12 protein-coding genes and 2 pseudogenes are annotated in these 19,218 nt (G+C 68.5%); 8 read left to right on the top strand and 6 right to left on the bottom strand.

Annotated features, from left to right (window positions below; genetic code table 11):
- Nucleotides 1-49 precede the first annotated feature (49 nt).
- On the bottom strand, nt 50-1,378 hold the full coding sequence (locus tag QQM39_RS39035) for an ABC transporter substrate-binding protein (RefSeq protein ID WP_302002333.1): 1,329 nt from the start codon (nt 1,376-1,378) through the stop codon (nt 50-52).
- A gap of 382 nt (nt 1,379-1,760) precedes the next feature.
- Between QQM39_RS39035 and QQM39_RS39030 the strand changes: the two genes are divergently transcribed.
- A complete protein-coding gene (locus QQM39_RS39030) occupies nt 1,761-2,774 on the top strand; it encodes a hydroxyacid dehydrogenase (RefSeq protein ID WP_302002332.1) in 1,014 nt (337 codons plus the stop codon).
- Nucleotides 2,775-2,877: 103 nt separating this feature from the next.
- Nucleotides 2,878-4,575 carry a hypothetical protein gene (locus tag QQM39_RS39025; protein ID WP_302002331.1) on the top strand — a complete coding sequence of 566 codons (1,698 nt, stop codon included), beginning with the start codon at nt 2,878-2,880 and terminating at the stop codon, nt 4,573-4,575.
- 1,291 nt (nt 4,576-5,866) lie between these two features.
- On the opposite strand, the gene QQM39_RS39020 is transcribed toward QQM39_RS39025, so the two are convergent.
- The gene (locus QQM39_RS39020) at nt 5,867-7,963 is read right to left on the bottom strand and encodes an alpha-galactosidase (protein ID WP_302002330.1); all 2,097 of its coding nucleotides are present in this window, start codon (nt 7,961-7,963) and stop codon (nt 5,867-5,869) included.
- Between the two features lie 214 nt (nt 7,964-8,177).
- Between QQM39_RS39020 and QQM39_RS39015 the strand changes: the two genes are divergently transcribed.
- Nucleotides 8,178-9,317, top strand: a complete 1,140-nt coding sequence (locus QQM39_RS39015; protein ID WP_302002329.1) for a LacI family DNA-binding transcriptional regulator — start codon at nt 8,178-8,180, stop codon at nt 9,315-9,317.
- 248 nt (nt 9,318-9,565) lie between these two features.
- On the opposite strand, the pseudogene QQM39_RS39010 reads toward QQM39_RS39015, so the two are convergent.
- Nucleotides 9,566-9,994 (bottom strand): annotated as a pseudogene (locus QQM39_RS39010) (thiamine pyrophosphate-dependent enzyme); the annotation flags it as partial.
- Nucleotides 9,995-10,084: 90 nt separating this feature from the next.
- Here QQM39_RS39010 and QQM39_RS39005 point away from each other — a divergent pair.
- Both QQM39_RS39005 and QQM39_RS39000 read left to right on the top strand, forming a co-directional pair.
- Nucleotides 10,085-10,867: pseudogene (locus tag QQM39_RS39005) on the top strand (diacylglycerol kinase family protein); the annotation flags it as partial.
- A 48-nt stretch (nt 10,868-10,915) separates the two neighbouring features.
- A complete protein-coding gene (locus QQM39_RS39000) occupies nt 10,916-11,548 on the top strand; it encodes a TetR/AcrR family transcriptional regulator (protein ID WP_302002328.1) in 633 nt (210 codons plus the stop codon).
- A gap of 543 nt (nt 11,549-12,091) precedes the next feature.
- On the opposite strand, the gene QQM39_RS38995 is transcribed toward QQM39_RS39000, so the two are convergent.
- Both QQM39_RS38995 and QQM39_RS38990 read right to left on the bottom strand, forming a co-directional pair.
- The gene (locus QQM39_RS38995) at nt 12,092-12,460 is read right to left on the bottom strand and encodes a hypothetical protein (RefSeq protein ID WP_302002327.1); all 369 of its coding nucleotides are present in this window, start codon (nt 12,458-12,460) and stop codon (nt 12,092-12,094) included.
- A 65-nt stretch (nt 12,461-12,525) separates the two neighbouring features.
- Nucleotides 12,526-13,458, bottom strand: a complete 933-nt coding sequence (locus QQM39_RS38990) for an aminoglycoside phosphotransferase family protein (RefSeq protein ID WP_302002326.1) — start codon at nt 13,456-13,458, stop codon at nt 12,526-12,528.
- 1,726 nt (nt 13,459-15,184) lie between these two features.
- On the opposite strand from QQM39_RS38990, the gene QQM39_RS38985 reads away from it, so the two are divergent.
- From QQM39_RS38985 to QQM39_RS38975, 3 genes are read left to right on the top strand one after another with little or no spacing between them, the layout of a single operon-like run.
- Nucleotides 15,185-16,657, top strand: coding sequence for an APC family permease (locus tag QQM39_RS38985; protein ID WP_302002325.1), 1,473 nt, complete (start codon nt 15,185-15,187; stop codon nt 16,655-16,657).
- 11 nt (nt 16,658-16,668) lie between these two features.
- A complete protein-coding gene (locus QQM39_RS38980; RefSeq protein WP_302002324.1) occupies nt 16,669-17,634 on the top strand; it encodes a hypothetical protein in 966 nt (321 codons plus the stop codon).
- Nucleotides 17,635-17,682: 48 nt separating this feature from the next.
- Nucleotides 17,683-18,423, top strand: coding sequence for a hypothetical protein (locus tag QQM39_RS38975; protein WP_367669584.1), 741 nt, complete (start codon nt 17,683-17,685; stop codon nt 18,421-18,423).
- Here the strand turns inward: QQM39_RS38975 and QQM39_RS38970 are convergent.
- Nucleotides 18,309-19,211, bottom strand: coding sequence for a transposase family protein (locus tag QQM39_RS38970; RefSeq protein WP_302002323.1), 903 nt, complete (start codon nt 19,209-19,211; stop codon nt 18,309-18,311). The genes QQM39_RS38975 and QQM39_RS38970 overlap by 115 nt on opposite strands.
- Between the last annotated feature and the right edge of the window lie 7 nt (nt 19,212-19,218).

Below are 19,218 nucleotides of genomic sequence, written 5' to 3'. Positions count from 1 at the left end.
GTCTCCAAGTCAGGTGCTCGGACGATCGGTTGAGCGTGCGCGATACGGATCAGCCGCCTGCGACGGCGTTGACTCCCTTTTCCTTCAGGTCCGCGAGCGTCCACTGCTGAAGGTGCGTCAGCATCTCCTTGACGGTGAGCTCCTTCTTCATGACCTTGCCCCACTGCTTCTGCATCTCGGAGTACATGGAGGCGTAGTTCGGCCCGTACTGCCACTGATCGCCGACTCGGGAGGCGGCCGTGGTGATCACGTTCGCGCTGTCGGACTTCCCGTTGAACATGTCGGTCGGGATGATCTTGTCGACGTACGGGGAAACGTCGTTGGCCGCCGGGAAGAGGCCGGACTTCGACGCGGGGTCAGTGAGTGCGGTCAGCGACTCCTTGCTGCTGGACAGCCAGGCAGCGAACTGTGCGGCGCGGTCCGGGTACTTGCAGCCCTTCAGTACGGCCGTTACGTCGAAGTTGCTGGAGGTCTGCGGCTGGGCGGTGTCGAACAGGGGGGCGTCCGCGAGCTGCCACTTGCCCTTGGACTTGGGGAAGTTGGTGTCGTAGATCGGCAGCTGCCAGGTGGACGTGGTCATCAGGATCGTCTTGCCGAGGTCCCAGGTCTTGAAGACGCCCGGGTCGGCGTACGAGGCGTTCGAGGCGAGGTTGTTGTCGACCAGCTTCTGGACGACGTCACCCGCCTTGAGCGCCTCGGGCGAGGTGAAGTCGATGACCCAGTGGTCGCCGTCGACCTTGTACCACTGGGCCCCGGCCTGCCAGGACAGGTCGACCAGTGTGCTCGGGTCCTCACCCGCCATGTTGTAGATCTTGACGTTCTTGTCCTTCTTCTGCACCGCCTTGCCCGCCGCGATCAGGTCATCCCAGGTCTTGGGCGCCTTGATGCCGTACTTCTCGAACAGGTCCGCGCGATAGGCGGTGAACAGGGGCGAGGAGCCGGTGGGGATGCCGTAGGTGGCACCGCCGGGGCTCACGGAGTTCCAGGCCGGGACGGTGTACCGGGACTTGTACGGGGCGGCGACCTTGGTGATGTCGGTGAGCAGTCCGTCGGCGGCGAAGTTCGCCAGGTTCATCCCGTCCATCTTGGACAGACAGGGGGCGTTGCCGGAGGTCACCGCTGCCCTGAGCTTCTGGTAGACGGTGTCGCCGGCCGCGTTGACGAACTTGACCTGCGTCTCGGGGTGCTCCTTGTTCCAGACCTTGACCTGGGCCTCGATGCCCTCGGTCCAGCTCCAGAACTCCAGGTTCACCTTGCCCTCGGTGCTGGGCTTGGCGGCCGAGTCGGTGTCGTCACCGCCGCCGCACGCGGTCAGGGCGAGGGAGAGCGAGAGTGCCACGGCCGCGCCGGCGAGCGCTCTTGAACGGATGGTGGTCATCGGTCCTCCACGAAGGACGGGACTGCGCGTGCGGTGTGGGGGCCGGCGCGGTCGGCTGAGCGGGGCAGGGGAAGGGGAAGGGGAACGGCCGGAAATCAGTAGTAACCGTTTGCCGTGGACCGTAGGACTTCGAGGGCCCGCCCCACAAGAGGCGGGAGGTTCTTTGTTTCGCCAATCTTGCCTGAGCGTTACTTGAAGGGGCTTTCGACCTGCATCTTTGTTCGGCATATCGATTCGGTCCCGCGCCCGCCGGACTCTGGACACCCTCCGGACGCACGACCCAGAGCGTTGACCAGGAGCCTCTCGCCTCACTAGCGTGGAATACGTTTACTACCCGTATTCACCACCTTCCTTCCTCCTTTCGTGACGAAGCGGGAGCCCCATGCCCACGTCAGCGCTGCCCCGCGCCGTGTTCGCCATGAACCCGGTGCACCTTCCCGAGCTCTTCCCGCCCGGCCTCATGGCGCGGCTGCAGGCCCTGGCGCGGGTCGATCCCGCACTGGTCGTGCGGGACTTCGCCGATCCCGCCGTCGGCCCAGCGCTGGCGGATGCCGAGATACTGATCACCGGATGGGGCTGCCCACGCATCGACGCGGACGCCCTGAGGGCCGCTCCTCGCCTGCGAGCCCTCCTGCATGCCGGAGGCAGTGTGCGCGGCTGGATCGACGACGCCGTGTGGGACCGCGGTATCCCCGTGTCGAGTGCGGTGCAGGCCAACGCGCTGCCGGTCGCCGAGTACACGCTCGCCGCGATCCTGTGGGCCGGCAAGGACGCCTTCGGGCTGAGGGAGCGCTTCCGCGCCGAGCGTGTGTACCCGGCTCCCGGTGACTGCGTGACGATGGGCAACCTCGGCCGGCGGGTCGGCATCATCGGGGCCTCCCGGGTCGGCCGCCGCGTGCTGGAACTGCTGCGGCCCTTCGACTTCTCGGTCGGCCTGTTCGACCCCTACGTCAGCGACGCCGAGGCCGCAGCGCTGGGCGTCGTACGGCTGCCTCTGGACGAGCTGCTGGCCGCCAGCGACATCGTCAGCCTGCACGCGCCCGACACTCCCGAGACGTACCGGATGCTCGACCGCCGGCGACTGGCACTGATCCCGGACGGCGGGGTGCTCGTGAACACCTCCCGGGGCGCGCTCGTCGATCCCGAGGCACTCACCGACGAGCTGGTCGGCGGGCGGATCAGCGCGGTGCTGGACGTCACCGAACCGGAACCACTGCCGGCCGATTCGCCCCTGTACCAGATGCCGAACGTCTTCCTCACCCCGCACATCGCCGGGTCGCTCGGCAACGAGCTCGAGCGGCTCGGCCGCACCGTCGTGGACGAGCTGTCCCTGCTCATTGCTGGGAGGGAGCTCGAACACGCCGTGCGGCACACGGACCTGGTCAACAGCGCCTGAACCAGGTGCGCGGGCGAGCGGACCGGAGCCGGCGTCCCCTACAGCCATCCCCCACGCGAACCCACCCCCGCACGACCCTCCAGAGCCGAAGGGAACCCCCGCCATGTCCGAACCCGTCCAGCGCAGATCCTTGCTCAAACTGACAGCCGGCGCCGCCGCCACCGGATGGCTGTGGCAGACCGGCGTCACCCAGGCATCCGCGGCCGAGACGACAGCGTCCGCCGTAGGGCCGCTGGACACCCTCGTCCTCGGCGACCCCGCCTCCGAGGCCGCGCACGGGCTGTCCGCCACACTCTCCGACGTCGTCACGGGCGGCCTCGACCAACCCGCCCGGGTACTGAACCCGCGGAGCACCACCGATTTCTGGGGCGGGACTCTGGTAGCGACCCTCGCCTGCCGCCCCGGGGGGCCCACCTACGTCACCATCAAGCTGTGGGGTTCGGAAAGCGGTGCTGAGCTGGGACGTCTCCAGCTGTTCGCTGAGGGCAAGCAGGTCGGCCACTACCACCTGGGCGCTGTCGATCCCCTCGACATCTCCGGTGACGACCCGCGTACCCCAGGACGGTTCTACTTCCACACGGTGCCCCTCCCCACGGAGCTCACCGCGGGCAAGGACGCCGTACGCCTCGAGATTCGCTCCATGGGACGGATCGCGGGCTATTCGCAGTCGGCCGCGGACTACTACAAGCCGATGCCCGGCTCAAGCCGCACCATCTACCGGCTCTACACCCACGACGCGCCGTACTTCGACGTCACCGCCGACGACGTCACCGGCACCATGCCCGAGCTGAGGAACCGGCCCGAACCGGGCATCGAAGTGCTCGACACCATCAACGCCCGGGTGGTGGCCAAGGCAAACGCGGAGGCCGTCCGCTCCGTGCCTCAACTGGAGCCCTGGTACCTGGAGTTCCTGGGCCGGGCCTACCGGATGCCGTCCACCAAGGCGTACCGGAACAGCGCGGTGCCGCTGCAGATCACCAGCAGTCTGGACGCCCTCTACTGGAGATACCTCGACAACGCGAAGATGATCACGGATTCCAGCCAGCAGTGGATGGGGCTGGGACGGCTGGGTCTCGTCATGCTCCAGTTCCAGGACGAACTGAAGCCGCTGCTGGACGAGCCGGTCATCGGCTCCCCCGGTACGATCGCCAACCCCGGCTTCGAGTACGGCATGTCCGGCTGGCGTTCGGCCACGTGGGGCGGCAGTGGTACCGCCTCCCGCGACACCGAGGTGCACCGCACCGGAACCGCGTCGGCGAGGATCACCATCCCCTCCTCGGGTGTCGTCGGCTGGGTTCCCCAGGCCAAGGTCCCAGTGGGCCAGGGCACGTACACGTACGGGGCCTGGATCAGGACCGAGGGGGTTGTCAAGAGCGCGTACCTCGACATCCTCTTCTTCGACGCCGCCGGGAAACTGGTCGGGGGCGACAACAAGTTCTACGCCGCCTCGGGCACCCATGACTGGGAGCACGTCACCGCCACGCTCACCACACCGGGCACCGCCGCCTCCGTCGAGGTTCAGGTCCGTCTCGACGGCGCGGGAACCGCGTGGTTCGACGACCTGACCCTCACCCCGCCCGCGGGCTCGGCCTTCACTCCGGTCGTCCGCCGCGACGCGTGGGCCAAGATGCTGCTGGACAGCCGCGAGTACTGGCGCCAGTGGTTCCCGCAGTACACCAACCAGGCGATCATCTGCGCCATCGGCCTCTACCTCGCCGACCGCGGCCTGTCCCTCCTCGGCTCCGCCGACGCCTGGGGGAGGCCAAGGCCCGTGGCTACATCTACCAGTCCGTCGGCCTGACCCCCTGGCTCGGCCCGGAGAACGAAGACGGCACTCCCACCAAGCCACTGGGCAGCTCGTACTACCAGGTCACCAAGAAGGGTGTTTCCAAGGAACTCGGCTACGCCGGTAACTACGGCGACCTCCACGACTGGCTGGCCCTGGTCTACGACTCCGTCATCGAGTTCGGCGGCGTGCGTGACGACAAGCTCCGCGACCACCTGATCAAGATGGCCAAGGCCCGGTCGTACTTCCGCCACCCGTCGCTGGACAACGGCGGTTACCGGACCATGCGCATGGAGACAGTCGTCGGCTGGCGCGACACGGAGTACCCGGGCAAGAGCGCCTACGACGAGGGCAGCAAGTGGGACGGGCACCCCCTGCGGCTCGCGGCTCAGCTGAAGGACCCGGACCTGGTCGCGCACGCGAAGCAGTCGATCGCCGACAACCAGGTGTTCCACCTGCTCCAGGAGGCGTACGCCCTCGGGGACTCGGCCCGGACGAACCTCGCTCTGCTCAGCACGGCCGACGACTACGCGTACATCAGCCAGGCCTCCGCGAGCGGTGCCCGGCTGCCCATGACGCCCGGGCAGCCGGACCTCGTCTTCAGCGACGAGGAGAACGGCCTGGTCGCGATCAAGCACGACGACGAGATCCTCTACGCCTCGCTCTACTGGCGGGCCCGCTGGGGCGTCAACCGGCTCGCCCGGATCCACCACATCACCGCCGACGGCATCGAGCGCTCCGCGACCGTCTGGCAGGACGTGAAGTACATCCCGGACGGCCGCGCTTATGCCGAACCCGACTGGGTGAACTGGGAGTTCGGCAATCCCGACATGCCGTCGATCCCCGGCGGGGGCTTCCCGCCGCCCGGGGAGGCACTGCACCAGGCGTTCGCCGGGCAGGTACTGCCGCTGGCCGCCGCACCCGCGGACGTACCGGACTCCCCGCTCGGCCACGAGACACCATACGTGGGGCGAGCGTCCTTCTACCGGTGTCAGTACGGCCCGTACCTGATCGCCATGAACACTACGGCTGACCGCAGCTACACCTGCACCACGAAGGGCTTCGGTGCCGGCCGTGACCTGGTCACCGGCGCCAAGGTGCTCGGCAACGAACAGGTGGCCGTTCCGCCCGGCAGCACGGTGGTGCTGCGCAAGATCTGACCGCCCGTAACGGTGGCCCGGCGAACCGTCGGGACGCCGGGCCACCGCCCGCTTCCTCTTCGCCCGTGCCGCGTCGCCGGAACACCTCAGGGCAGAACGCGGTCGTGCGCGGACCGACCGGTACCGCGCACGACCGCCTTTGCACGTCAGCACATGGACGTCGCCCCGAAGACCAACAGCGCCGCCGACCGCTCGGCCGGGAGCGTCATCCGAAGAACACGCTGCAGGCCGTTCCACTCGTACTGCGGCCCTGGGTCCGCAGCGAACAACACCCGGGGCTCGTCGTCCGTGGCTACCCAGGGCAGCGGGATCGTCAGCGTGTCCGGGGTGCCGTCGCGGCGCCACACCGCCAGCAGGGTCGTGCCGTCGTCGGTGGTCAGGGCCAGGCAGATCCAGCCGTCGCGCCACCCGGGCAGGCCCAGGGGCCAGCGGGGCCGGGTGTCCGGCAGCAGGTGGCGGTAGGTCCTGTAGGCGTCGAGGGCTCGTCGCACCAGCGCCGCCTGTCGCGGGGACAGCAGGTCAGGGCGACCACTGAGGTGAACACGGCCCAGCATCGCCGAGACCATCACCATCCCGAGCTCCGCGTCGCTGTGCTCGGGCAGTGGGTATGCCCAGACGGCACCCTGCTCCGGGGTGACCGCGGTGGGCGCGGCAGCGGCGATGGCGGGCAGGAGGCGGAAGTCCTGCTGGTCGGTGACGGAGTGGATCGGCAGCCGGGACAGGATCGCGTGGTCGGTGCGACTGCCGCCGGCCGCGCAGCTCTCCACGACCAGCGTCGGATGCCGATCCAGGACGCCGTCGAGCCAGTCGAGGTAGGCACGGTTGTGGCCGAGGAGACCGGCTCCGGGGCTGTCGGTGCCCTCCGGGCCGTCCGTACCGGCCCCGATGTCGATGTTGTAGTCGAACTTGAGGTAGCCCACCCCGTAGTCGCGCACCAAGCGGTCCACGACCGTGTCCAGATGAGCGCGGGCCGCCGGGTGGCGCAGGTCGAGCTGGTGGCGGTCCCACTCCACGACCCGCACACCGTCCCGTCGGAAGAACGCCTCGTCGGGCAGGGCCGCGGCGATCGGACTGCGTACTCCGATGACCTCGGGTTCGAGCCACAGCCCCGGGACCATACCCGCCGCGCGGATCCGGTCCAGCACCTCACGGAGTCCGCCCGGAAAGCGCCGCGTCGACTCCTCCCACTCGCCCACCGCGCCCCACCATGCCGGGACGCCGCCCGGGCCGGCCGTGCCGGGAGGCTCGGCGTCGTACCAGCCCGCGTCGATGCAGAAGACCTCGGCACCGGCGGCCGCCGCCGCGTCTACCAGCGGCAGCAAGGCTTCGGTGCTGGGGTCGCCCATCAGACTGTTCATGAAGTCGTTGAAGACGACGGGGAGTCGCTCGTGATCGGGATGCGGGCGACGGGTGGCGCGGCGGTGGTCGGTCAGCGCGCCGAGAGCCGCCTCGAAGCCGCCCTCGGCAACGAGAGCCACCGTCGCCGGAGCCGTCCGGAAGGTCTCGCCGGCGGCGAGGCTTTGGCGCCATTGGTGTTCGCGGTCGGTCGGGCCCGACAGGGTCAGGTACACATCGTCGAAGCGGTCGCCGAGTTCGACGTGCCAGGAGCCGTTGTGCTCGATCTGCCACATCAGGGTGCGGCCAGTCGCCGTCTCCTCCAGGCAGCCCATCGGCAGGTGCTCGGAGGAGGACCAGGAGCCGGTGCTGGTCACGGCGATGCGGTTCTTCGAGCCCGTCTGACCGTGGGCGACCATGCCGACGTCGTACAGTCCCCTCTCCGCCAGGGTGGCCCGCGACCAGCGGAATTCACCGCTCCAGGGATTGGCGGCCAGCCAGAGGGACAGCCCGTCCTCCCATCGCTCGCCCTCCGGCAGATGCCTGGCCAGGTTGGACAGCGCGAGGGACGAGACGTACTCCAAGGTCACGGGGCGGTCGCCCGAGTTCTCCACGCAGGCCTCGGCACGCAGCACTGGAGCGGTGTCGCACAGGGTGTACATGGCGGTCACCCGTACACCAGAGGCGTCGTCCATCAGCCGCACGCGCAGCGTGCGCTCGGCCGCGCCGTCCTCGTCCTCGTGGCTGACGTAGCGCAGGCCGCGTGAGACGGCACCGTCGACGTGACGCTTGCCGGAGGTGCCCAGACGTCCACTACCCGTGGTCTGCATCTCGACCAGAGGAAGGGCCCTGCGGGCGAGGAGTGCGCACCGTTCCGGATCGCGCTCCGGATCAGGCAGAGAAGCCACCTCCCCCGCTGCCAGTAGTCGCACCGAGCCCGTCGGATCAAGGGCGAGGAGAAGGGACAAATCGTCGCTTCCCCAGCGAAGGTAGGTGGAGGTCATGGCGGCGGCTCCGGCGAAGGGCGTACGGAGAGGAGAGAAAACGTTTTCTGACGTGAGTACCGTAGTTCGCCAGGTTACTGGGTCGCAAGGCTCATCCAATGCAGTAACGTCGGGAGCTGTGACGGACGACGGACAGGGAACGCGCAAGCGCCCAGGACCGAAGCGGGCGAGCCGGAACGGTGCACAGACGGACAGGCCGAGCACAATTCGCGATGTCGCGGCAAAGGCCGGAGTCTCAGTAGCAACCGTTTCCCGTACCTTGGCGGGCAACTACCCGGTGTCGGCCGATACCAGGGCCCGGGTCATGGCGGCCGTCGACGCACTGCACTACGTGGTCAACGTGCACGCCAAGGCACTCTCCGGCCGAGTTCCGGGGCCCATCGCCCTGGTCATCGGGGACATCACCGGCCCGTCGCTCGCACAGGTCGCCGGCGGTGTGGAACAAGAGGCAAGCAGCCGGGGCAGACTGAGCCTGGTGTGCTCCACGCAGGGAGACACCTCCCGGGAGGACGATCTGGTCCAGCTCATGCGGGAGCAGCACGCTGCGGCCGTCGTCCTGGTCGGCGGTGTTGTGCAGGACGAGGCGTACCACCGCCGCATGGCCACGTACGCCAGAGCGCTCGAGGCCGCCGGGTCCCGGCTGGTGCTGGTCGGTCGTCCGCCTCTGCCCGGGGCGATCCCGGCCACCGTCGTGGAGTACGACAACCGGGGCGGCGCCTTCCAGGCCGCTGCCCACCTGCTCACCGCCGGACACCGCTGCATCCTCCTGCTCAGTGGCGAACCTCAGCTCAGCACTGCCGAGCAACGCCGCGAAGGATGCCTGGCCGCTCTACGCGCGCACGCCGTCCCGTACGACGAGGAGCTGGACATCCCAGGCCCCTACACCCGCGTCTCGGGTTATCGGCGTACCAAGGAGGCGCTGAGCGCCGGCCTGGACTTCACAGCGATCTTCGCGGGCACCGACGCGGTAGCCGTCGGAGCGCTGGCCGCCCTCAGAGAAGCGGGTCTTCGCGTCCCTGGCGACGTGTCCCTGGTCGGCTTCGACGACGTGCCCTTCGCCGTCGACCTGACGCCTTCCCTCACCACGGTCCGGGTGCCCTATGAGGAGCTGGGCCGGACCGCCGTACGACTGGCCCTCGAACGCGAGGAGAACATCACAGGCGACAACCAGGTCATCCTGAGTACCCAACTGGTGATCCGGGAGTCCGTGAGCTCACTGAAGCAAGCCGCGGTCCGTCCCGCCGCGGACTCCCGGTGAGGCGTGACCGAGCGCGGAACAACCTGAACGACGAGGCCGTGCGTCCACCCGGTCTCACCGTCACCGAGCGGACGACGACGCTGCGCCACGACGAGCCCCTCGGGTGGATCCACAGATCCACAAATGCTCACGTCAGAGCGGGGACGGATACCGCATTCGGGACGGTTCCAGTTGCGCGGAGAGCAGGGGCGCTTCGCTGAGTGGATCGCAGTCACACCAGTGCCGGATCGGTGCAGGTGGAGGAGTGCCGGTCCGTCGGCGGCGAAGAGCTCGCGCATAGCCGTGTCGAGTTCGGCCGCCGTACGCGCGGAGATGCCGGTGGCGCCGCAGGAGCGGGCGTAGTCGGCGAAATCCGGGTTGACCAGCAAGGCCTGTCACACGGGTACGTCCGCGGCCAGTCGCTCCTTGCTGATCTTGCCGAGGGAGCCGTTGTCGAGCAGGACATGCTTGATCGACATGCCATGTTTGACGGCGGTGGTGAGCTCGGCAAGGTACTGGCCGAAGCCGCCGTCGCCGGTAACGGCGATGATAGGCCGGTCGGGATGGGCGGCCCAGGCTCCCAAGGCCGCCGGATACCCGAGGCCTATTGAGCCGAGGTAGCCGAACATCAGGACGCTGGCCCTTGCCTTCGAAGTAGCGGCCGAAGGCGTAGACGTGATCGCCCACGTCCACAGCAATCACCGCGTCGCTCGGGCAGTGCCACGCCAGCGCCTCGAATACGTCCGCAGACGACAGCCCCTGCCCCCGGTACTCCGCGGCCTGGCGTTCCGCCGCCGAAGCGGCCGTTCCTGATCACGAATCCCCACTCGGGCGGCGGCAAGGTGGACCGGTTCGGCCTGCAATAGAAGGCCGAACAGCTCGGAGCCAGGGCTGCCCTGCTTGATCCCAACACCAACACGTCACCGCCCTGGCCCGCGCCGCCGTCGCGGACGGCGCGGTACCCCTGGGCGTAGCAAGAGGCGACGGCACCCAGGCACTGGTCGCACCCGTCGCCGCCGAGCGGGAGATCCCGTTCCTGGTCATCATCGCCGGCATCCGCAACCACTTCGCCCTGGTTCTCGGCCTGAACCGTGCCGACCCGGCCGGCGCCCTGGAGGCCCTCACCGACGGCGTCGGACTCCGCGACGACCTTGGCTTCGCTGACGACCGTCCCCTTCGTGACAACGCCTCCTTCGGCGCGTACGCGGCGATCGTGCAGAGTCCCGCCTACCACGACGACAAGATCGGCACCAGCCTGGCCCTGCTGCCCGATCTGCTCGCCGGTCACCAGGACCCCCAACTGACCGCCCTTGCGGAAGACATCACGCTCTCCGCCCCGCATGCCGTGCTGGTCAGCAACAACCCCGACGGCACCGACGGTCCTCTCAGGTGCGGCCGCCGCGACGGCTGGACTCCGGCGTGCTCGGCGTCCGAGTGGACAGCGTGACCAGGGCCGCCGCCCTGCTGCTGGACCCCGAGCCGGACGGGCTCTCCATCCTGACGGTCCACGCGGTCGTCATCGAGCCCGACCGCACCGCAAGGAGATCGAGGTCGGCGTCTACGGCGACGCATTCTCACCGGTTGACTTTGTTACTTGACTAAGTCGGTAGTATTTCCTCATGGCACATGTTCCAGCGGCCGAGCGCCGCCCCCAGTTGATCAAAGCGGCCGTCGACCTCATGACGCGGGAGGGAATCGCGGCCGGAAGCACCCGCGCCATCGCTACTGAACTTGGCGTGGCCCAGGCCACCGTGCACTACACCTTCGGCACGAAGGAGGGGCTCTACCGTGCCGTCATGGAACAGCTCACGGACGAACTGGTGGCCCGGGTGAAGCGAGCCGCACCGAACGACACGGGCTTCGAGGAGACACTGAGCGCTCTGGCCACGGCTCTGTGGCGGACCGTACGCGAACAGCCCAGCAGCCACCAACTCCTGGCCGAACTGACCCTCTTCGCCCTTCGCACGCCAGCCCTGAGCGATGCCGTCGAAAGCCATTATCGAGACGTCACCGAGGTGGCGGCCGAGCTCATCGCGGAAGCAGCCACACGCACCGGTCGCTCTCTGGCACAGCCCGCGGAGACCCTCGCCCGGTTCTTCCTCGCCGGCTTCGACGGGCTTACGACCCAGCGCCTTGCGCTGCCCGACGAGGCGGCCGAGTACGCCTGCCTCCAAGCCCTCGTCTCCTCCACCGTCGCCTTGGCAGGAGGGCAGCTGGACCTGGTCGTGGTCCCCCGCGACCTCGACCGGTGATCGTCCGGCCGCTTGAGTCCAGCTGTATTGTCCCGCAGCGTTCTTTTAGTAGCTGTTGTCGTACAGAACCCGAGGACGGCGTTTTCGCTGGTCGGGCGTAGGGCGGGCGTTCCCGTGGGAGTGGTGGCGTGTCGTGTCGTCGCTCCGGTGAAGGTCGTGGATGCCGTCGGTCGTGGGGTTGCTGGAACAGCGCGAGGTTGCCGTCCGCCGTCGCGTGGCTGGGCCGAGGGAGGAGGCCGACCGTATCCAGGCCGAAGTGGCCGTGGCCGAGCGGGAATGGCAGGAGTGGAGTGGGCCATCGCCTGCTCGCGGGTCGGCGATGTGCTGGCCCGCGTGAACGAGTCCGGGCAAGGCCGCGTCCAGGCCATTGGGACAGCGCCGGCCACGAGGCAGGGTGAGGAGACATCCTCAGCGCGCCGCGGCGAAGTCGCAGGTGCCGGTGTGGCGTGAGGGGCTGGCCTGGTCGGTGCTGTCGGTGGATTACTAGCGCATTCTGCAGGCGCTCGCGGACCGGGCCCGGCTCCGTCAAGGGCCGTTGACCTGTCAGAAGATGGCCGCCTTGTTCGGCATGGACGTGGTGCCGGCTCGGGTGGAGGCACTGCGGTCGAAGGCGAAGCATCTGGTCGCGCGCGGTTGGCTGGCCGAGCCTGCGCCGGGCCGGTTCACGCTGGCTGCGGGTGTGGCCGGGCCAGGCGGCGGGTCATGAGCAGGATCAGCCCACTCCGCGATCGTCCAGCAGTTCTTGCGGGGCAGGTCCGACAGCAGGCCCAGCAGCAGCCGCCCGGCTCGCACGCGGGGTTCGTATCGGGCGAACCGGCCCGCGATGCGGCCCATGGCCGCCGCGAACGCCTCCCGCCATCGGGCGAGATCTATGCTGTGACCTGCGGCCACCATCTCATCGTCAGTCCACACAGCTCACGATGATCAACGGTGGCCGCACTCGGCCACCCACCGGACCCGGTCGGCATGATCACGCTCTACGAGCGTTCGGTGAGCAACTCCGCCAGGCGGTCGGCGAATTCGGTGAGCCAGTCCAGTCGTGGTCCACTGCGGGCGATACGAAAACCGTGACGGCGACCCCAGAACGCAGCCTGGACGGCATGGAACTGGGCCCACCGCTGGACGCGTCCGCGGTCGAGTTCCGCGGCCTCTGCGAAGACGTCCAAGACGCGGTGGACAGCCTTGCGCAGGTCATCCGCTTCCAGGAGCGTCAGCGCGCGGGACTTCAGCAGTGTGCCGCCGTCGTAGGCGGGATCTCCCACGTACCCCTTGGGGTCGACAGCCAGCCACGGCTCTCGGCCGGCACGCAGGATGTTCCGGGCATGCAGGTCGCCATGGATGAGGGTGTCCGGCTGGGCCCGGCCCAGTTCCCGAACGGTCCCCACGGCGGCATCCAGCACCTGACGCGGCAGCGCATGCGGCAGCTCCTTGGCGTCCTTGCACAACTGCTCCTCCCAGACATCGGCCTGCTCACGCAGCCGGGGCAGGTCGAGCGGTGCGGGGATGGCCAGGCGGCGATTGAGCCGCCCGGCGACCGTCACCACCTCGTCGCCGTCCTCGACCTCCGCCAGGGTCGACGGCTGAACCCGCTCCAGCAGCATCGCGAACCGCTCGTCGTCGTGCTCATGCAGCAGGACGGCGCCGCACCCGCCCCACGCAACGAACGCATCCGGTTCATGGGCGTTGCCGGGATGCGGAAACGACACCTTCAGCACGGCCCTCTCGCCGGCTCGCCGCAACACTGGAACGATGACGCCAACACCCCCGTGCATGACCTCGCCATCCGGCACGCACCCCCAGCGCCCCAGCAACTCCTCCACGATCCCGGGCAGCTCGGCGAGCCATGCCGCCCCGGCCTCCCCCTCGCGGTCGACGGTGCTCTGTGCGAACTCCTCTGGCATCGCGATCATCCCGGCACCCTACGCGCCAGCCCGCTGCAGCCACCAAGCCCAAGCCGGCAGCTGCCGTCGCCCCGGCAGACTCCGCACTACGAAGATCGCGATCTACAGCTGGAGTATTAGGGCCTCCTGAGCAACTCGGGTTACCTCACCGTCCGAGCATCAAGAGTCCAGTTTGGTCACCGGGACGTAGGCCGCATCCCGACCGAGCCCACAACGACACACGCCAGCCGTCCGCGCTCATCACCTGGCACGGCACGGCGCTCCTGCGCTGGTCCCGGTCTCGCCCGGTGGACTGGCGGTCGGCGCATGTCCGAGGCGCCGGTGGTCCCATCCACCCCCGAGGCATGCCTGGGTCTGCTCCAGCGGCACAGGTTCTCCTGCCTCAATTCCACAGCCGGCAATGGGCGAGGTCACTGCCACGGGCTTGAGGTGCCGCCACCGAGGGGGGACCTCTGCGACCGGCGACGGTTCCCACGAGGGCGTCTCGGCGGAGCAACAGGCCCGCGCCCTCGGTACGAGCGGAGGTTCGGTGGCCATCTCGTACGGCCCACGAAGTGACGCCGCCTTCTCCCATGGACACCGCGTCGACGCCCTACGACGAGCAGCCCCTTGAGCCAAGCTACTCCAGCGCCACTGGCCAAGGCCAGCCGAGCCGACTGCCTCATACCTCTCTCTTCCGGCCCTGCCCGACGCCCTCAGGGCCCTCTGCATGCACCGGTGGCCCGCGCCGACCGCGCCTGCAGGATCCAGCGCCGGCATGCCGGGTGCCTGGGCCAGATCGCCATCGACACCACCGGGACGCTCAGACGACAGCCGCTTGAGCACATACGGCTGCCACTCACCGTGATCGATTTACCTGAGCAAACCTCGCGCGGCTCCTCCTTCGAGCGGAGCTCCCCTGGGGAGAATCTGGGGAATTTCGGCCGCGTTGGGGAGCGCGTGGGGAGAATCGACTGCACAACGCCGCACGAGCCTGAAAGACAATGAAAGAAGCATCGGCGCAGGTCAGGGGGCCCCGAACCACATAGTCGCAGGTCAGGACCCCCAGGTAGACAACTTCAAGAAGATGTCCTCTTGGGCGGCGATTCTGTTCGCTCCGACGCTGGTCGGGACCATCTACGGGATCAACTTCGAGCACATGCGGAGCTACCCTCGGGCGGGATTGACTCTGAGTGGTCTGTTGTGCGAGCCCGTGTCCCGCAGGCTCGAAGCGACGTTCACGCGTGTCGCAGCCCCTCTCAGGCGGCTGGGGAGAATCAGGCACGAATGCGATCCAGCACTGGCCAAGGTTGAGGCCGGAGAAGGGGCAAGCCGCCCAGCAATCCCGCCACGAGCGGCGAAGTGGCCAGAAGGCGGCCCACGGTCTGGCGGCTGAGCGAGACGCGACGGTCCGACCAGGGCAGCACTGGATTGATTTCCTTGATCGAGGATGGTGCCGATCAACTCTCCGCGGGGGGAGCCTTGAGTTCTACCAGCACGGCAAGGGCCTGTCATGGCGCCCCGACGAGTCTCCTCGCCCAGCCATGAGACCTTGCCGGCCGAGGAGTTGACCTTTCGAAAGCGCCGAAGATTTTAACCGCCAATTAATCTTGAAACATAAACAAACAGGTATCATGACCAGCACACACGCGGGACCGTCTCCTGCCGGAGCGGGTGACCTCCGTGTTCATCGCTTCGCACCGTCGGGCAGCAAGGCTGCCACCTTTCGTCGTGCACAACAGAAAGCAACACGAGCATGAGCATCAGCAGGGGCCGAGGGCTCCAGGCCAATGTCCTCGGTACGTTCGACACGGTGGTGATGGCGGTCGCGGGCAGTGCCCCGGCGTACTCGATCGCCGCGACCACGGCGGTCCTGGTCGGCGCGGTGGGTCTGGCGAGTCCGGCCGCGCTGCTGTACTGCGCGATTCCCATGCTGGGCATCGCTCTGGCGTTCAGCTATCTCAGCCGCATCGACGTGAACGCGGGTGCCAGCTACTCCTGGGTGGGCCGCACGCTCCACCCCTTCCTCGGGTTCATCAGCGGCTGGTCACTGGTCGTCTCGGCGACCATCTTCATGGTCGCCGGCTCGCTCCCCGCGGGATCGATGACGCTGGCCCTGTTCGACGAGGGGCTCGCCGAGAACACCGCACTGTCCACGGTGGTCGGCGCCGGCTGGTTCCTGGTCATGCTGGGCGTGGTGCTCGGCGGCGCCCGGCTCACGGTCCGTGCTCAGCTCATCATGTCCGGCGTCGAACTCGCCATCCTGGCCCTGTTCGCCGTACTCGCCCTGTTCCACACGGACAACGCCCGTTCCTTCGAGTGGTCCTGGCTCGGCTTCGGCCACTTCGACGGGATGTCGGGCTTCGCGGCGGGTGCCCTGGTCGCCGCGTTCTACTTCTGGGGCTGGGACGTCACCAGCAACCTCAGTGAGGAGACCCGCAACAGCCGCCGCACGACGGGCCTCGCCGGCCTCATCGGGGTGGGCGTCGTCTTCCTGCTGTTCGAGGTGTTCACCATCGCCACCAACGTCATCCTCACGTCCAAGCAAATCGCCGACAACGATGCCAACGTGCTGGCCGCGCTCGGCGAGGAGATCTGGCCGGGCTGGGGCGGCAAGCTGCTCATCATGGCCGTGATGCTGTCCACCATCGCCACCCTGGAGACCACCCTCATCCAGGTCACGCGCTCGCTGTTCGCGATGGGCCGCGACCGAACGATGCCAGAGGCACTCGGCCGGGTCCACCGCCGGTGGAACACCCCCTGGGTGGCCATCGCCGCGGTGGGTGCGGTGGCGCTGCTGCTGTTCATCGCGTCCAACGCTCTGGGTTCGGTGGGCGACATCCTCTCCGACGCCATCTCGGCGATCGGCCTGCAGATCGCCGTCTACTACGGGCTGACCGGCCTCGCGGTGGTCGTCGCCTACCGCAAGATGCTGCTGAAGTCCGTGGGCAACTTCCTCTTCGGCGGGCTTTGGCCGCTGCTCGGCGCGGTGTTCATGTTCTGGGTGCTCGTCGAGTCCCTCGGCGAGCTGAGCAGCGCGGCGGTCACGATCGGACTCGGGGGTCTGGCCGTCGGCCTGGTGCCCATGCTCTGGTACTGGCGCAAGGGCAGCGAGTACTACCGGCCGGTGAAGCTGGACGCTTCCCGCACCGTCGAGACGGACTACGTCCCCGACGACCGGGTGCCCGCCGGGTCCCATGCCTACGAGGGCCTTTCCACCGACTTCTGAGGGAGAGCCCCATGGCGCGACACAAATCCCCCTCCGGCTCCGACATCGCCTTCGACCCCGACGACGGGGACGCGCACCTCACCTCCGCCCGCCAGGACGTCGTCATCGGCCGCTGGCAGGGCCTGCGCGATCTGCTGCAGGCCACCGGTGCCGACTGGCCGACGCGCGGCCACCGGATCCGGCTGCTCGGGCAGGCGTGCGCGAGCAGTACGACCGTGGAGTCGTGGCTGGCCGCCGAGCCGCACAGCACCGACGCGCTGGTTCTGCGGGGGGCCACGGAGACCGCCAGGGCCTTTGGCCTGGCGATCGCGGCGGGCCGCGGCGCGCCGATGGACGTGGACCGCATCGACACCGCGGTGGTGGCGTGCCGGCGGGCCGCCGACGCATACCCGGCAGATCCGACTCCGTGGATCTCCCTGATCTCCCTGGCCCGGCTGTACCCGTCAGGTGTACAGCAACAGGAAATGGCCCGCTGGTGGGACGAGTTGGACGCCCGTGACCCGTACAGCATGGAGGGCCACCTGCAGGTGCTGCACTACTACTCGGCCCGCTGGCACGGTACCCACGGCTTCATGTACGACTTCGCCCGCGACGCCGCCGGAGTAGCACCGCCCGGCTCCCCGCTGCCCGTGCTGGTGCAGTACGCCCGCGTCGAGGAGTACCGCTACATCCTCGACGCGGCGAAGGGCCGCCGGGAAGCCGTGGGGCTCGGGCAGCACTGGCATCACGACGGTGCCGTCAGCGACGTACGCCGGACATGGGAGCGCTGGATCCTGGGGCGCCCGAACACCGCCGTGCCCCCTGCGGAACTGCGCGATCTCAACTACCTGGCTCACGCGGCCTGCCTCGCGGGCACCACCGACATCGCCACCGCACTCCTGCGGATGCAGGGGCCGTATGCCACGCGAACTCCCTGGTTGTACACCGGAGATCCGGTCAAGCAGATCGGTAAGTGGCGTGAGCATGGGCGAGTGTGAGCAGAAGCCATAACCGCAGACGTCGGGTACTGCCATGCTTCCCTGGCCGTGCCGCGCAGCATCCGGCAGCTCATACCCGAGTTCGATGTCCGGGACGCGTACATCGCCCGCCCGTGGATCGCAGTGCTGATCGCGCCGCTCGGGCTCGCCGGCTACCTACTCTGGGTCGGCAACCAGATGGGCGACCTCGGCGGCTATTTCACACACCAGGAAGGAGCCTGGGCGCATACCTTCGACTACGGCGAGCACACACTCGATGTCCTCACCGGCGTCGCAGTGGGCCACGTCGACTACTTTTTCGCGTACCGCTACGCGGACACCATCGGAGTACTGGTCGTACTGCTTGGCCTGCTTCTGATCCCCCTCTTGAACCGCCAGCGCCCGCCGGCTGTCCTGACTGGCTACACGCTCCTCACCTTCGCATTGTTCCTGGGCAGCCAGCAGATATTCGGCAACGTCTCCCGCTACCTGTTCCCCGCCTTCCCCCTCTTCATCCCCCTCGCCATCCCTCTGAGCCGCCTCCGCCTGCCGATGCTGTGCACGCTGCTCGGCATTACAGCGATCGCATCGGGCTCGTACTCGGGATTCGTGCTCTTTCGAACTCGGAGTCACTTACGACCTTGGGAGCGATTGAGATCGGGGCGTGTCGGCCTGGTGGGTCGGCTGGTGGGTGATCAGCAGGCGACCTGCCGAGTGTGCACCAGTTCGGTGCTGGTCTTGCGGCGGGTCGCCCGGCGGGCGGAGCGGTCGGAGACCAGGCCGGCGATCGCGGAGTGGGTCTCGGCGTAGGTATCGCGGCGGCCAGTGAACCGTTGCAGCGGGCACCACTGCTTGAACTCGGCGTTGGTGTGCTCCACGCAGATCCGGCGGGAGGACTGGCGGCGTCGCTGCTCGCGCCAGGCGTGGTGCTCGCCCAGCGGCGCATCGTCCTTCGGCTTCTTCGGCGGGGCACTGACCTGGGCGGGGAACTCGTTGGCCAGACCCCGGTAGCCCTCGTCGTCCTCGGCCCTCACCTTCGGGTGCAGGCGGAACTGCTCGGCGATGCCCTCGGTACGCACGGCGGTCTGGTCGTGCATCCGCCCCGGCCTGACCACTCCGCTGAACAGGGTCCGCCCCTGGCCGTCGCTGAACGTGGTGGTCTTGATGGTGTTCTGCTTCTTCTTGCCGGATACGAACGCTTTGCGGCCGGGACGGCCTGCGCGCGGGCGGCGGACCTGCATCTCGGTCCCGTCGATCCGCAGCTCAACGCCTTCTGCGTCGGTGTAGGAGAACAGGTCCTCCAGCGTGCGCAGCCGCATCCCTGGACGGTCGGGGATGGCGAAGCCGCGAACGACCAGCAGCGGACGGACCTCGCGGACCGCTCCGGACATGGTGGAGCGGTCCACCCCGTACAGCTCGGCCAGCGCAGCGTGCGGCAGCCCCAGCCGCAGGTGGACCAGCGTGGCCAAGAGCCGGTCGGTGAATACCAGGCGCTGCTTGGGCCCCGCGCCAGCGGCCCGCCGCCGGCCCCCGCCGCGGCGCTCGTGGAGTGCCGACTCCCGGGCCGCTTCCCACTTCGGAGCGAGTTCTTCGAGCAACTCGCCG

This window comes from Streptomyces sp. DT2A-34 (assembly GCF_030499515.1).
Taxonomy (GTDB): domain Bacteria; phylum Actinomycetota; class Actinomycetes; order Streptomycetales; family Streptomycetaceae; genus Streptomyces.
The sequence above is the reverse complement of the archived record's forward strand: the minus strand, read 5'-3'. Positions and strand labels throughout refer to the sequence as shown.